12 protein-coding genes are annotated in these 14,930 nt (G+C 61.1%); 4 read left to right on the top strand and 8 right to left on the bottom strand.

Annotated elements, in window-relative coordinates; translation table 11 throughout:
* From PMI37_RS06445 to PMI37_RS06455, 3 genes are all read left to right on the top strand, one after another.
* A partial coding sequence (locus PMI37_RS06445; RefSeq protein WP_008079206.1) for a rhodanese-like domain-containing protein occupies positions 1-423 on the top strand: 423 nt, incomplete at its 5' end.
* An 18-nt stretch (positions 424-441) separates the two neighbouring features.
* Entirely contained in the window at positions 442-1,302 is an 861-nt protein-coding gene (gene asd / locus PMI37_RS06450) for an archaetidylserine decarboxylase (protein WP_008079215.1), read from the top strand.
* 245 nt (positions 1,303-1,547) lie between these two features.
* A complete protein-coding gene (locus tag PMI37_RS06455) occupies positions 1,548-3,299 on the top strand; it encodes a hypothetical protein (RefSeq protein ID WP_045123041.1) in 1,752 nt (583 codons plus the stop codon).
* Positions 3,300-3,380: 81 nt separating this feature from the next.
* Here PMI37_RS06455 and serB read toward each other — a convergent pair whose 3' ends face one another.
* Positions 3,381-4,595, bottom strand: coding sequence for a phosphoserine phosphatase SerB (gene serB / locus PMI37_RS06460; RefSeq protein ID WP_008079219.1), 1,215 nt, complete (start codon positions 4,593-4,595; stop codon positions 3,381-3,383).
* Between the two features lie 134 nt (positions 4,596-4,729).
* Here serB and PMI37_RS06465 point away from each other — a divergent pair, with 134 nt between their 5' ends.
* Positions 4,730-6,244 (top strand): AhpA/YtjB family protein, encoded by a 1,515-nt coding sequence (locus PMI37_RS06465; RefSeq protein WP_008079222.1) that lies wholly within the window; start codon positions 4,730-4,732, stop codon positions 6,242-6,244.
* Positions 6,245-6,493: 249 nt separating this feature from the next.
* Here the strand turns inward: PMI37_RS06465 and PMI37_RS06470 are convergent, their stop codons facing one another.
* The 7 genes from PMI37_RS06470 to PMI37_RS06500 all read right to left on the bottom strand — a co-directional run bounded on the left by PMI37_RS06470 (position 6,494) and on the right by PMI37_RS06500 (position 14,801).
* Positions 6,494-7,207 carry a PqiC family protein gene (locus PMI37_RS06470; RefSeq protein ID WP_008079231.1) on the bottom strand — a complete coding sequence of 238 codons (714 nt, stop codon included), beginning with the start codon at positions 7,205-7,207 and terminating at the stop codon, positions 6,494-6,496.
* Between the two features lie 177 nt (positions 7,208-7,384).
* On the bottom strand, positions 7,385-9,649 hold the full coding sequence (gene parC / locus PMI37_RS06475; RefSeq protein WP_008079233.1) for a DNA topoisomerase IV subunit A: 2,265 nt from the start codon (positions 9,647-9,649) through the stop codon (positions 7,385-7,387).
* A 7-nt stretch (positions 9,650-9,656) separates the two neighbouring features.
* Entirely contained in the window at positions 9,657-10,181 is a 525-nt protein-coding gene (locus tag PMI37_RS06480; RefSeq protein WP_008079235.1) for a retropepsin-like aspartic protease family protein, read from the bottom strand.
* A 2-nt stretch (positions 10,182-10,183) separates the two neighbouring features.
* Entirely contained in the window at positions 10,184-11,158 is a 975-nt protein-coding gene (locus PMI37_RS06485; protein ID WP_045123042.1) for an esterase-like activity of phytase family protein, read from the bottom strand.
* Between the two features lie 96 nt (positions 11,159-11,254).
* A complete protein-coding gene (locus tag PMI37_RS06490; protein WP_008079238.1) occupies positions 11,255-12,244 on the bottom strand; it encodes an esterase-like activity of phytase family protein in 990 nt (329 codons plus the stop codon).
* Positions 12,244-14,151 carry a DNA topoisomerase IV subunit B gene (gene parE / locus PMI37_RS06495; protein WP_008079239.1) on the bottom strand — a complete coding sequence of 636 codons (1,908 nt, stop codon included), beginning with the start codon at positions 14,149-14,151 and terminating at the stop codon, positions 12,244-12,246. The genes PMI37_RS06490 and parE overlap by 1 nt, the downstream gene beginning before the upstream one ends.
* A gap of 41 nt (positions 14,152-14,192) precedes the next feature.
* Complete coding sequence (locus PMI37_RS06500; protein ID WP_008079241.1) at positions 14,193-14,801, bottom strand: YqiA/YcfP family alpha/beta fold hydrolase; 609 nt, start codon at positions 14,799-14,801, stop codon at positions 14,193-14,195.
* Positions 14,802-14,930: the final 129 nt, after the last annotated feature.

Raw genomic sequence — 14,930 nt, forward strand, 5'->3', positions numbered from 1 at the left:
CCCCCGGCAGCCGGCGGCCCACTGCCGTTGACCCTGCACGAAGAGCCGACCGCGACCCGTGAATACCTGCAAAGCCGTCTCGGTGCCGCCGATCTGGCGATCTGGGACGCGCGCGGGCCGCTGGAATACTCCGGCGAGAAAGTGCTGGCCGCCAAGGCCGGACACATCCCCGGCGCGGTCAACTTCGAATGGACGGCGGGCATGGACAAGGCCCGTCAATTGCGCATTCGCAGCGACATGCCGCAGATCCTCGAAGACCTCGGGATCACCAAGGACAAAGAAATCATTACCCACTGCCAGACCCATCACCGGTCGGGCTTCACTTATCTGGTGGCCAAATCCCTCGGTTATCCGCGGGTCAAAGGCTACGCCGGTTCCTGGGGCGAATGGGGCAACCACCCTGACACGCCAGTCGAGATTTAAGGTTTTTAAGGACAACTAATGAAAGAGCGTCTGTTTATCCTCAGCCAATACCTGCTGCCTCATCACCTGCTGTCGCGCCTGGCCGGCTGCGTTGCCGAGTGCCGCGTGCGCTGGTTCAAGAATGCCTTCACCCAATGGTTCGCCAAGCGTTATCAGGTGGACATGTCGCAAGCGCTGGTCGAGGACCTGACCGCTTACGAGCACTTCAACGCCTTCTTCACCCGTGCCCTGAAAGACGGCGCGCGTCCACTGGACGAAACCCCGGGCGCGATCCTCAGCCCCGCCGACGGTGCGGTCAGCCAGCTCGGCCCGATCGAACACGGTCGCGTGTTCCAGGCCAAGGGCCACAGCTTCAGCGTGCTGGAACTGCTCGGCGGTGATGCGGCCAACGCGGCACCGTTCATGGGCGGCGACTTCGCCACCATTTACCTGTCGCCAAAGGACTACCACCGCGTGCACATGCCGCTGGCCGGCACACTGCGCGAAATGGTCTACATCCCGGGCCGCATCTTCTCGGTCAACCAGACCACCGCCGAAAACGTGCCGGAGCTGTTCGCTCGCAACGAGCGTGTGGCGTGCATTTTCGACACCGAGCGCGGGCCGATGGCCGTGGTGCTGGTGGGCGCGATGATCGTCGCTTCGATCGAAACCGTGTGGGCCGGTCTGGTCACCCCCCCGAAGCGTGAACTGAAAACCTTCCGCTACGACGAAGCCGCCCGTGCTCCGATCCACTTGGAGAAAGGTGCTGAACTGGGCCGCTTCAAACTGGGTTCGACCGCGATCGTGCTGTTCGGCCCGGATCAAGTGAAATGGGCTGAAGAACTGGTTGCCGGTTCGCCAGTACAGATGGGCCAAGGTCTGGCACTGCCAAAAGCCTGAGTACGCTTCGACCGTCATGGATTCCCCTGACGTTCGATACCTCTGTAGGAGCTGCCGAAGGCTGCGATCTTTTGATCTTTGGACGCGGAGCGTCCACGGCTGCATTCCCACGCAGAGCGTGGGAACGATCAAGATCAAAAGATCGCAGCCTGCGGCAGCTCCTACACGTTGTTATGTGTGCATCATCAATGACGAAGCGTTGAGGCAGAACACCCGCTCGCTTATTTGCTGCTATGGTTTTTGGCATGAGCCAAACCATATCCTCCCCACAGCTACGTGCGCCGACCCCGAGTCAGCCGCGCCTGTCGTTTTGCGAAGCCACCGCGCGCGACCTCAAGCGCTGGATCGCCGGCCTGCCCAAGGCCAATATCGGCGAAACCGCCCGCCAGTTGTATCAAGGCCTGGGCGAACTCAACCAGTTGCTCACCCCCAGCGACAATCGCCTGCAACTGCTCGAGCTGCTGCGTCCCGAGGTGTATTACGTCTGCCAGCATCTGGAGCGGCATTTCCTGCATCAGGCGATCATGCTCGACGAACGTTCGCGCAAGATCAGCAACCTCTGCCAGGCGCTGCAAAGTCATCTGGCGACGGGTTACAAACAGATCGTCCTGCGTATCGCGCCCAAGTACAGCAAGGATCGTTCGACGTTGCTCAGCACCGCCCTGCAACGGGCGGCTCATGCGCTGAAAGGGCAACTGGTGCGCGCGACGCAACTGTACAGCCCGGCGCCGGAACAGCTGTGGTTCGAGCTGCATCAGTTGTATCTCTGCGCCTGTGAATTACAGCTGCAACAGCGGCGCGTGCCGGATGCTCTGGCCAGCCTCACCGCCGAACTGAGCCTCGAACAGACCTATATCGCCGCCCTGCTGCTGGGTAGCGCACGCTGCAATCAGTTGCGGCAGAACCAGATCGCCCGCCTGGCGGAAGTGCTCGAACCATGGAGCGCCCTGCTCAAACTGCATCCCGGCCGCGCCGACGATGGCTTGTTTGCAATCAGCGCGCAAATCGACGCCGGGCCGCGTTACCGCAACATGTTCCGCAGCGAACAAAAGGCTGGATTGCTCGGTTTCGATCCCCAGCCGCTGGTGAGCACCCTCGAAGCGCATTTGCTGCATCAGGACACGTCGACACCCTTGCCGATCCCGACCGGGCTCAGCTTCGACACTCTGCAACACCTGCATGCCGCGTGGGGCCAGACCGCCGAACGCAGTTTCCAGCGCACCGTTGGCCAGGGCAGCCTGACCGTGTGCGTGGGCATGAGCGCCCTGCACTTCCACCTCGGCGGCGAGCGCAGTTTCAGCGACATGCTCAAACATCCCGCCGCCCGCGCAGCGAATTTCAGCAACGCCGTGGCCAAGGGTGAAAAGGACAGCTGGAGCCAGGCGTTCGACGCGGCACCGCAAAACAATGAGCAGTTTCTGCCCTACGAAGAAATCCAGTACGACCACCTCGTCGAAGATGAAAGTAGCGCCGACGCTGCACCGCACTATCCGACCTATGCCTTGCCCGTGATCAATCACAGCCCGGGCGGCTATTGCCTGGCGTGGCCAAAAGAGGTGCCCGCCGAATTGCAGGCCGGGGAAATGCTCGGCATTCAGGACAGCGTCAGTCTGGGCTGGAGCATTGCGGTGATTCGCTGGATTCGTCAGGTGCGCGGTGGCGGCACGCATATGGGCATCGAGTTGGTGGCACCGCATGCGCAGCCGTGCGGCTTGCAGCTGGTGCGCTCGCGCGACGATCACAGCCAGTATTTGCGCGGGTTGTTACTGCCGGAAATCAGCGCGATCGACTTACCGGCAACCTTGCTGGCGCCGCGATTGCCGTTTCAGGAAGGCAATAAAGTACTGATCAACACCCAGGGCGAAGAACACCGCGCCGGCCTGGATCGGCGGGTGGCGAGCACGCACAGTTTCAATCAGTTTGCTTATCGCTCGCTGGAGGCCGCGCAGAATGGCGCGAGCGAGGAGGATTTTGATTCGTTGTGGAAATCACTCTAAAGCAAAAGATCGCAGCCTGCGGCAGCTCCTACAGGAAACCTATGTAGGAGCTGCCGCAGGCTGCGATCTTTTGCTCTTTATTTACAACTGCCCGTCACGATCGCGAAAGCCCAGCAGATACAGCACACCATCCAGACCCAACGTCGAGATCGCCTGCTTCGCCGACTGCTTCACCAACGGCTTGGCGCGGAATGCCACGCCCAACCCGGCAATCGCCAGCATCGGCAGATCGTTCGCGCCATCGCCCACGGCAATGGTCTGCTCCAGACGCAAACCTTCCTTGTGCGCCAACTCTTTGAGCAAATCAGCCTTACGCTGCGCATCGACAATCGGCTCGATCGCCACGCCCGTGCACTTGCCATCCACCACTTCCAGTTCGTTGGCGAACACGTAGTCGATGCCAAGCTTGGCCTGCAATTGCTTGGCGAAATAGGTGAAGCCGCCGGACAGAATCGCGGTCTTGTAGCCCAGACGCTTGAGCTCGGCGAACAGCGTTTCGGCGCCCTCGGTCAGGCGCAACGATGCGCCGATAGAGTCCAGCACGCTGACATCCAGACCTTTGAGCAAGGCCAGACGCTCTTTGAAACTGGCACGGAAATCCAGTTCGCCAGCCATCGCCCGCTCAGTGATTTCCGACACTTGCTCACCCACGCCGGCAGCCTTGGCCAGTTCGTCGATGACTTCCGCTTCGATCAGCGTCGAGTCCATGTCGAACACCGCCAGACGCCGGTTGCGGCGAAACAGCGAGTCTTCCTGGAAGGCGATGTCGACGTTCAGCTCTTGGGCGACGCTGAGGAATTCGGCGCGCAAGGCCTGCGGATCAGCCGCTTCGCCACGCACGGAAAACTCGATACAGCCCTTGCCCTTGTCGGCTGGAGTGTCCAGCGGCATGCGACCCGACAGACGGTCGATATGGTCGATGTTCAAACCGTATTTGGCAGTGATCGAGCTGACCGCCTGCAATTGGCCGGCGGTCACTTTGCGGGTCAACAGGGTGACGATGTGGCGCTTTTTGCCCTGATTGCCCACCCATTGCTGGTAATCCTCTTCGGACACCGGGGTGAAGCGCACCTGCTGGTCGAGCTCGTAGCCCTTGAACAGGATGTCCTTGAGCACGGACTTGCCCTGCTCGGAATCGGGAATTTCCACGAGGATGCCGAACGACAGCGTGTCGTGGATCACCGCCTGACCGATGTCGAGAATGTTCACACCACCCTGTGCCAGAACACCGGTTATGGCTGCCGTCAGACCCGGACGGTCGACTCCCGTGATGTTAATCAGGACGATTTCGCGCAACGCGCACCCCCGCAACTGGAAAAAAACCGCATTCTACCCACTTTCAGTGACCATCGGGCACCGCGAGCGCTTTGCCGGTCTAGGGCCTGTCGCTATACTGCGCGTCAACTTCACGGACAAAAGAGCCGAGCTCAGTGAACCGGCCCACGCCAGTTAAAACCGATAACTTCTTCCTGCTGATCTTCCGTGCACTGCGCCACCGCCGTGTACCGATTGCATTGCGCATTGCCAGCCATAACGTGATCCTGGTCGCTCTGGCCCTGGTGATCTATGCCGGCGTGATGGGTTTGCAATTCAAGCAGGCCATGCACGAGCAGGCCGATGCGCTGGGCGAAAGCCTGACCACGCAGACCGCCACCTCCGCCACCGAGCTGTTGGTGTCCAACGACATCCTCAGCCTCAACGTGCTGCTCAACAACCTGACCAAAAACAAACTGGTGGCCCACGCGGCAATCTATAGCGTGGATAACCGCATCCTCGCCGAATCCGGTCAGCGGCCCAAGCACAGCCTGCTGGGCGAAGCCGAAGGCATGTACGAGAGCAAGATCACTTTCCAGGACGTGACCGCCGGGCAACTGCGCATCAGCCTGGACATGGATCAGTTCCAGCAGCCGATGACCATCAGCCTGCAAAGCATGGGCATCCTCAGTGCGATTCTGTTGGCACTGTCGCTGGCCTTGAGCCTGCGCATGGGCCGCTACCTGACGACACCGCTGCTGCAATTGCGCGTCTGGCTGCGCCGCATCGACGAACATACGCCGGGCACCGACCGTCAGGACGAGATCGGCGATCTTGCCCGTCAGCTGCACGCCGACTTTGCGCCGGAGCCTGCGCCAATACCTGAGCCGGAACCCGAATTCGAAGAAGAGGAGGACGACGAGCCTGAGTTCGAAGTGCGCAACCTGCGCGATCCGAGCTTCGATGAAAGCCGTCCGATGGCCGCGCAAAAACCGGCGCCTCGTCATGTAGTCAGCACCGTTGAAGACGACGATGACGACGATGCGTTCGCCGACCTGCGCGACGAATCGCTCGATCAGGCCCCGCACCCGACTCTGCGCAAAGCCACCCCGAGCGTGCCGCAACACAGCGCCGTGCTCGCTGTGCAACTGGGTTCGCAAGAGCAACTGCGACGCCTGCCGCGCGCACGCCTGGAAGAGCTGCTGGAGCGTTATCGCGACTGCCTCGATCAGGCCGCTTCGCTGTATCAGGGCGAAATCGAAACCCTCAACGACGGCAGCACGCTGATGCTGTTCCACACCGAAGACAGCGGCGACGATTACCTGACCAATGCAATCTGCTGCGGCGAGCTGCTGCGGGCGCTGGGTCATCAGTTGCAGATTGAAGTCGCGGACAGCGGCATCACCCTGCAATTGCAACTGGGCCTGACCCTGGGTGATGAGTTGTTCGGTTTGAGCCAGATCGATCTGCTGCTGACCGATTCGGCGCAGGATGCTCTGGCCCTGTCGCAACACAGCCGCAACCTGTTGCTGGTTGAACGCAAGATCGGTGACGACGCGCTGATCCGCCAGCGTGCGCGGATCCGCCCGATCGCCAGCCCTGAAGGCGCGTGCTGCGTGGAGCGGTTGATGGAGCCTTATCCGTCGATGCTGGAGCGGCAATTGGCGCGGATGCATGAACGCCGGGCGTAAGCCACAGGCCTGAAACACAGAAGCCCGCAGACAATCGATTGTCTGCGGGCTTTTTTGTGGACCACACTGGCCCCATCGCGGGCAAGCCCGCTCCCACAGTGGGCGTGGGAGCCCACAAAAGAGCAGACAGCCGAAGACCCTGTGGGAGCGGGCTTGCCCGCGATGAGGCCAGCACTGACGAAAAAGATCTCCGCCCTCCAGACACAACAAAGCCCGCACAAGGCGGGCTCTGTTTAACTCGATCCAGGCTTAGAAGCGAAACACTTCCATGTCCGTACGAATCGGCGATGCCATCGGGATCTTGGGCTGCTTCTCGGCTTCCGCCGCCGGTGCTGCTGGCTTCGGTGCCGATTTACGCGGTGCTTCAGCGACCGGAGGCTGGTTGGCCAATGGTTTCAGCGCTACCGACAATTGCTCGGCCAGACGCTGCAACAAAATCCCCTGCGCCTGAACCTGCGAAGCCGTGCTGCCAGCGTGCAACTCTTGCAGATGAACAATGCGGTTATCACGCACCTGACCACGGCGGTCGATCAAGCGCCACTGCGCATCAAGAATCGCCGGCTGTTTCACGCCGGAATCCAGACGCGTGATGGTCAGCAATACCTGCACATCCGGGGTAAACCCGCTGGTGGCCGGTGCCAGCACCACTCGTTGGCTGTCCAGATGACCGGCGACCTGACGCATCAGCAATTGATCGATATCCGACGAAAGGCTGCCAGCCCAACGACCATCGGTCGCCGCTTGCAGGCTGCCGTCCGGCTGACGTTGCAGCAGTGTTTCACGTTGCAGGTAGTCAGCGACGACCACCGGGCCCAACAAAACCGCCATGCCTGCGCTTTGCGCAGGCTGAACCGGACTTCCGCTGTCCAGTTGATACAGCGACACCGGCTGGTGAACGCTGCAACCCGCCAGGCCAAGAACGCCGGCGAGTAACAAAATAAGTGGAAGGCGTAGCGCAGTCATCATCCCGTCCAGGTGGCCGCCACAAGGCTGACCACAGTGAAAATACTCAATAAATATGAAGAACGCTCGGCCACGCCGGCGCTTGGAAAGGCCATATCATCCGTGAATATGCGTTCCGACTCCAGCGCCAAAGCGTCGATCTACGCGTTAAATCGTAGATCGAACGCTCTAGGGCGCCTAATTGAGGTTTTCGACGAGCAGCGCATCCACTCTCTGGAAGCCCCTTGGAAGCTTGTTGCCGCGACGTCCACGCTCACCTTTGTAATGTTCGAGGTCATCGGCCTTCAGCGACAAGGTTCGTTTTCCGGCCTGCAACACCAACGTGGCGCCTTCCGGAATAACGGCGATGTCCGTGACATATTCTTCGCGACTGGCCACACGTTCACCGGAAATACCGATGATCTTGTTGCCTTTGCCCTTGCCTAATTGTGGCAGATCGCTGATTTTGAAGATCAGCAGGCGACCTTCGGTCGTGACCGAAGCCAGCCAGTTGTGCTCACGATCGGCCACCGGGCGCGGCGCGATCACCTTGGCGTTGTTCGGCAGGCTCAACAGGGCTTTACCGGCCTTGTTCTTGGCTTGCAGGTCTTCGCCTTTGACGACGAAACCGTAACCGGCGTCGGAAGCGATCACGTACAACGCATCGTCTTCCGGCATCAACACGCATTCGAAAGTCGCACCCGGTGGCGGCGTCAGACGACCGGTCAACGGCTCGCCCTGGCCACGCGCCGACGGCAGCGTATGCGCAGCAACCGAATAGCTGCGGCCGGTGGAGTCAATCACCACGGCTGACTGGTTGGAACGCCCCGCCGCCGAGGTCTTGAAGCCGTCGCCAGCCTTGTACGACAGGCCGGTGGCGTCGATCTCGTGGCCCTTGGCCGAACGGATCCAGCCCTTTTCCGACAACACCACGGTGACTTTCTCGTTCGGCAGCAGGTCGTGCTCGGTCAACGCTTTGGCTTCGGTACGCTCGACGATTGGCGAACGGCGGTCGTCGCCATAGGTTTCGGCGTCCTTGATCAGCTCGGTGCGCACCAGTTTTTTCAACTTGGCTTCGCTGCCCAGCAGCGCTTGCAGCTTGGCTTGTTCCTTGAGCAGTTCGTCCTGCTCGTCGCGCAGCTTCATCTCTTCCAGTCGCGCCAACTGACGCAGACGGGTGTCGAGGATGTAGTCAGCCTGAATCTCGCTGAGAGCGAAACGCTCGATCAGCTTGGCTTTCGGATGCTCCTCGGTACGGATGATGTGGATCACTTCATCCAGGTTGAGGTAGGCAATCAACAAACCATCCAACAGGTGCAGACGACGCTCGACCTTGTCGAGGCGGAATTGCAGGCGGCGACGCACGGTCAGCACGCGGAACTCCAGCCACTCGACCAGCAAGGCGCGGAGATTTTTCAGCTGCGGTTTGCCGTCCAGACCGATGATGTTGACGTTGACCCGGTAGGTCGACTCCAGCTCGGTGCTGGCGAACAGGTGCTGCATCAGCGCTTCGTGATCGACGCGGCTGTTGACCGGAATGATGACGATGCGGCACGGATTTTCGTGGTCCGATTCGTCGCGCAGGTCAGCGATCTGCGGGGCTTTCGACGGTTTCGCCTGCATCAACGCGGCGATCTGCTCCAGCACTTTCGCACCGGAGACCTGGTGCGGCAGCGCGGTGACGATGATGTCGCCGTCCTCGACGTGGTACACGGCGCGCATGCGCACCGAGCCCTTGCCGGTTTCGTACATTTTCAGCAGGTCGGCGCGCGGCGTGATGATTTCCGCTTCGGTCGGGTAGTCCGGCCCCTGAATGTGCTCGCAGAGCTGTTCAACCGTGGCTTTCGGCTCGTCGAGCAGACGCACGCAAGCGGTCGCCACTTCGCGCAGGTTGTGCGGCGGCACGTCGGTGGCCATGCCCACGGCAATACCAGTGGTGCCGTTGAGCAGGATGTTCGGCAGACGCGCCGGCAGCACCAGCGGTTCCTGCAGGGTGCCGTCGAAGTTCGGGCCCCAATCGGCAGTGCCTTGGCCCAGTTCGCTGAGCAGTACTTCGGAATAACGCGACAGGCGTGCTTCGGTGTAACGCATGGCGGCGAAGGACTTCGGATCGTCCGGCGCACCCCAGTTACCCTGGCCGTCGACCAGCGTGTAGCGATAGCTGAATGGCTGGGCCATCAGCACCATCGCTTCGTAGCACGCCGAGTCGCCGTGCGGGTGGAATTTACCGAGCACGTCACCGACGGTACGCGCGGATTTCTTGTGCTTGGAATCGGCGTCCAGCCCCAACTCGCTCATCGCATAAATGATGCGACGCTGTACCGGCTTCAGACCGTCGCCGATATGCGGCAAGGCACGGTCCATGATCACGTACATGGAGTAATTGAGGTAGGCACTTTCGGTGAAGTCAGCCAGCGACCGGCGTTCTACACCGTCCAGGCTGAGATCAAGGGGGTTGCTCATGCAGGCCTCATCGGTTCGTTGTCTGGCGCAGCAACATGGTGCCACCGCGCTGAGTAAATTCAAGTTTGTTCAAGGCGCTCATGCCGAGCAGCACCTGATCGCCATGCAGCCCCGGCGCCACCAGTGCGCGGACGTCCCGCAGCACGATGTCGCCCAGTTGCAGACGGGCAATTTTGGTCCGATAGCCCTGGCTCAGGCCGTTGGCCGTGCTCAGAGTCACACCGAAACCTTCTTCCAGCTTCAAGCGTTTGGCCAGATCCGCCGGGATCGCCACATCGGTTGCGCCGGTGTCGAGCATGAACTCCACCGGCTCGCCGTTGATCTGGCCGCTGGCGACAAAATGCCCTTGGGCGTTGCCGGCCAGCTTCACTTCGATAAAACCTTCGCCCTGTTCCGAACTGACTACCACGTTCGGGTTCTGCTGGCGTTGTTCCCACTGGCCAAAAAAGCGCGTCGCCAGAAACAGCGCCGCGCACCAGGCCATAATCATCAGCACCCGACCGGCGCGTTTGCCCGGGGGTTGCTCACTCATGTTCAGCCATTCCAGCCACCTTCAGGGACGGCAAACCGCCAGACAGTCGGGCGTGCCTCGCCATCGTTGCGCACAACGCCATTGTTGTCGGTGCCGATCCAGGCGCCCTTGTCGTCGACAATCAGCGCTTCGGTCAATCCATGCCGGCCGGGGTATTGCCGATGTGCAACCAGCGCATCGGCAGCGAACGACCAGCACCGCTCCTGAGCACCACTCAACGTATGCCGACAGACCTTGAAGGCATTGCGATCAAGCAAAAACAGTTTGCCGTTGAACAGTGAAATATCGGAAAAATCCATTTCTACCGGCGTCGAGCCAGGAAACTGTGGCGGCTGCGGCGCGAGCCCCCCTTCACTCAGGGTCACGCAGACTGGCGCGCAGGCCCATTTGTCGACGGATCTTGCGATGTGCACCAAGCCCCTTTTCTGCCGCTCGCCGGCCAGCCAGATATCGTTGCCGACACCTGATATCGCCAGCCCTTCAAACAGGGCGTTGGCATGCAGCAACATGCCTGCCTTGCGCGCCTCTTCTGCCATCTGCGGCGCAATATTGAGCCACGACGCCTGACCTTGCGGGGTGACTTGCAGCACTGCTGAATAGGTTTCGCTGAGAATGTAACGATTTCCCGCGTCATCGCAACTGATGCCTTCAAAGTCGAGGGCGGCGTTGCGCACCAGCGAGCGGTACAGCGTATGAATCTTCATCGCCAGCGTACGCCCGGCATCGGCCGGTACCGGCGGGACATTGATCGCCACCGCTTCGGCCTTCCAGACGTCCGCCCGGGAATCGAGCCGATAGATCTGATCGTCGTCGCGATCCGATATTGTCCACAGATGCTCACCGCACAGGGCCAGCCCCGACAGATTACCGCCGCGCATACCGTCGACAGGGTGTTCTGAAAGCAGATGCAATTCAGGATCCCCGGCCAACGCGAACGAGGACCAGATTACACAAGTAGCAGCAATACCTTGCTTGATGTTCATCCCTGACACTCCAATGACTTTCGTGATGTTCCTCACGGAAGTATTGCAGGGATTGCCCGTGGCACCGGATTACTTTGCCGCTGCCCCCCTTCACGGCTTGGCGCTCCAGCCACCGTCAGGTGCGGCGAAGCGCCAGATGATCGGGCGCTTTTCGCCGTCGGCGCGCGCACCGTCATTGTTGTCGATGCCGATCCACGCCCCCTGCGCATCCACCACCAGGGCTTCCGCCAGGCCGTAGGCTTGTGAATAACGGCGCTGTGGCTGCAAGGCGTCGTCAGCGTACGACCAGCATTGTTCGACTTTGGCGGTCACCGCATCGCGGCGGCAGATCTGAAACGCATTGCGCTCAAGGGTGAACAGCTTGCCGTTGAACAGTGACAGATCAGCGAAGTCGCGGGTGACGGCGCGGGCCTTGGGGAACTGCGGTGGCTGCATTTCGACGCCGGCTTCGCTGAGCAGCACGCAGGCACCGTCACAATCCCAGACCGTTTGCTGACGCTTGATCTTCAGCAGCCCCCGGCGCTCGCGCTCGGCAGCGAGCCATAACTGATCGCCCGCCGGATTGATCGCCAAGCCTTCGAACAGCGCATTGAAGTGCAACAACATGCCACTGGCACGGGCTTCTTTCACCAGCATCGGCGAGATTTTCAACCATGACGCAGGGCCTTGTGGCGGCACTTGCAGCACGGCGGCATGGGCCTCGCTGACGATGTAACGATTGCCGGCGCTGTCGCAGGTGATGCCTTCGAAATCCAGATCACCGCCACGGATGAACGAGGCGGCCCAGGTGCGCGAGCTGATACCCCACGGCAGACCACTGTCCGGCACGGGCGGGACATCGATGCGCACCGTTTCGGCTTGCCAGACCTGATCGGCCGTCTTCAGACGGTAGATCTGATCGTCATCGCGATCGGACACTGTCCACAGTTCGTTGCCGCACAGCGCCAGCCCCGAGAGGTTGCCGCCGCGCATGCCGTCGACCGGATGCTCGGCGAGCAGGCGCAGTTCTTGTATCGGCTCGGCCGACACGGTCATTGAACTCAGCAGCAACGCACCCGCCAAGGCCCAGCCAAACTGCATCAGGTCAGCACCTCGGCGAGGTTGCCTTTGGATTCCAGCCAGGTCTTGCGGTCGCCGGCGCGTTTCTTCGCCAGCAGCATGTCCATCATTTCCGAGGTCTCGGCGTAGTCTTCGCCCAGCGTCAGTTGCACCAGACGCCGAGTGTTCGGGTCCATGGTGGTTTCGCGCAGCTGCGGCGGGTTCATTTCACCCAGACCTTTGAATCGGGTGACCTGCGGTTTGCCGCGTTTCTTCTCGGCAACCAGACGGTCGAGAATACCGTCGCGCTCGGCTTCGTCGAGGGCGTAGTAAATTTCTTTGCCCAAGTCGATGCGGTACAGCGGCGGCATGGCGACGTAGACGTGACCGGCATCCACCAGCGGGCGGAAATGCTGGACGAACAACGCGCACAGCAGCGTGGCAATGTGCAGACCGTCGGAGTCGGCGTCGGCGAGGATGCAGATCTTGCCGTAGCGCAGCTGGCTCATGTCCGCCGCGCCCGGATCGACACCGATGGCCACGGCGATGTTGTGCACTTCCTGACTGGCGAGCACTTCGCTGCCGTCGACTTCCCAAGTGTTGAGGATCTTGCCGCGCAACGGCAGGATCGCCTGGAATTCCTTGTCCCGCGCTTGCTTGGCGGAACCACCGGCGGAATCACCTTCGACCAGGAACAGCTCGGAACGCATCGGATCCTGGCCGGCGCAATCCGCCAGTTTGCCCGGCAATGCCGGGCCTGCGGTGACGCGTTTGCGTTCGACTTTCTTGCTCGCCTTGAGACGGCGGCCGGCGTTGTTGATCGCCAGTTCAGCCAAGGCCAGACCGGTTTCCGGGTTGGCGTTGAGCCACAGGCTGAACGCATCCTTGACCACACCGGAAACGAACGCCGCCGCTTCACGGGACGACAGACGCTCTTTGGTCTGGCCGGAGAATTGCGGCTCCTGCATTTTCATCGACAGGACGAAGGCGATGCGCTCCCAGACGTCTTCCGGCGCCAGCTTCACGCCGCGTGGCAGCAGACTGCGGAATTCGCAGAATTCGCGCATCGCATCGAGCAGGCCCTGACGCAAACCGTTGACGTGGGTGCCGCCCTGCGCCGTCGGGATCAGGTTGACGTAGCTTTCCTGCACCGCGTCGCCACCTTCCGGCAGCCACAGCAGCGCCCAGTCGACGGCTTCTTTATTACCGGCAAAAGCGCCGCAGAACGGCTCGTTCGGCAGGCGTTCGAATTCGTTGACGGCGTCGACCAGATACGAGCGCAGGCCGTCTTCGTAATGCCACTCGACTTTTTCACCGGTGCCTTTGTCTTCGAAGCTGACCAACAGGCCAGGGCACAACACAGCCTTGGCCTTGAGCACGTGCTTGAGGCGGCTGATGGAGAATTTCGGTGAGTCGAAGTATTTCGGGTCCGGCGCGAAGTACACGCTGGTGCCGGTGTTGCGCTTGCCGACGGCGCCGACGATTTCCAGCTCGGTGGCCTTATAGCCATCGGCGAACGTCATCTGGTATTCGTTGCCGTCACGCTTCACGCGCACCCGGACTTCGGTCGACAAGGCGTTGACCACGGAAATACCCACGCCGTGCAGACCGCCGGAGAACTGGTAGTTCTTGTTGGAAAACTTGCCGCCCGCGTGGAGTTTGGTGAGGATCAGTTCAACGCCCGACACGCCCTCTTCCGGGTGGATGTCGACCGGCATGCCACGGCCGTCGTCACTGACTTCCAGCGAGTGGTCGGCGTGCAGGATGACCTGCACCGATTTGGCGTGGCCAGCCAGGGCTTCGTCGACGCTGTTGTCGATGACTTCCTGGGCGAGGTGGTTCGGCCGACTGGTGTCGGTGTACATGCCGGGGCGTTTGCGCACCGGGTCGAGGCCCGAGAGGACTTCGATGGCGTCGGCGTTATAAGAGCTAGCGCTGGGAGTGGCCATAGGGTCTCGTCGTCAGTCATTCATGAAATAGGGGCAAGACTTCACAGTGCGGTGAAATCGATTGCCTGATACACATCGGCACCAATGCCGGCAAAACTCAGCAACGCCGGCAATTGACCGGCAAAGCCTTGGAAACTGTGGTCGCCGCCGGCCTGAATGCGCAAGGCACAGGCGCGGTAATACTGCTGGGCGAGGCGATAATCCAGTGTTTCATCGCCGGTCTGCAACCAGACCTGATAGCGCTGGGCGTCCTGAGGCGCCGGCACTTCCAGTTCGGCCAAGGCCGTGACGTGGTCGTGGGTCAATTCCCAGGTTTCATCGGTATACAGGTTTTTCTGCGTGCCCAGATAGCCGTCGAACATCCGGTGCGGGCTGACCGCCGGGTTGACCAGCAGGGCTTTCAGGCCATGGCGCTCGGCCAGGTGAGTCGCATAGTAGCCGCCGAGGGAGCTTCCCACCAGCAGCGGGCTGCCCAGCTCGGCGATTGCCTGCTCCAACTGACCGATGGCTTCGCGCGGATGGTGATGCAGGGCCGGCACACGCAGTTGATCGCTCAAACCCAGTTGCTCCATCACCGTCACCAGCTGACAGGCCTTTTTCGAGGCCGGAGCGCTGTTGAAACCGTGGATATAGAGGATCGAACCGGACATTTGAGCTCCCTGAGTGTCGGCAAAAGATAGCGGAGTTTACAGGGAGTCAGGGCAGGATGGGCCATCCAAATGATGCCTTCCTGCATCCTGTAGGAGCTGCCGCAGGCTGCGATCTTTTGATTGTTTTTG

Source organism: Pseudomonas sp. GM80 (assembly GCF_000282515.1).
Classification (GTDB): Bacteria; Pseudomonadota; Gammaproteobacteria; order Pseudomonadales; family Pseudomonadaceae; genus Aquipseudomonas.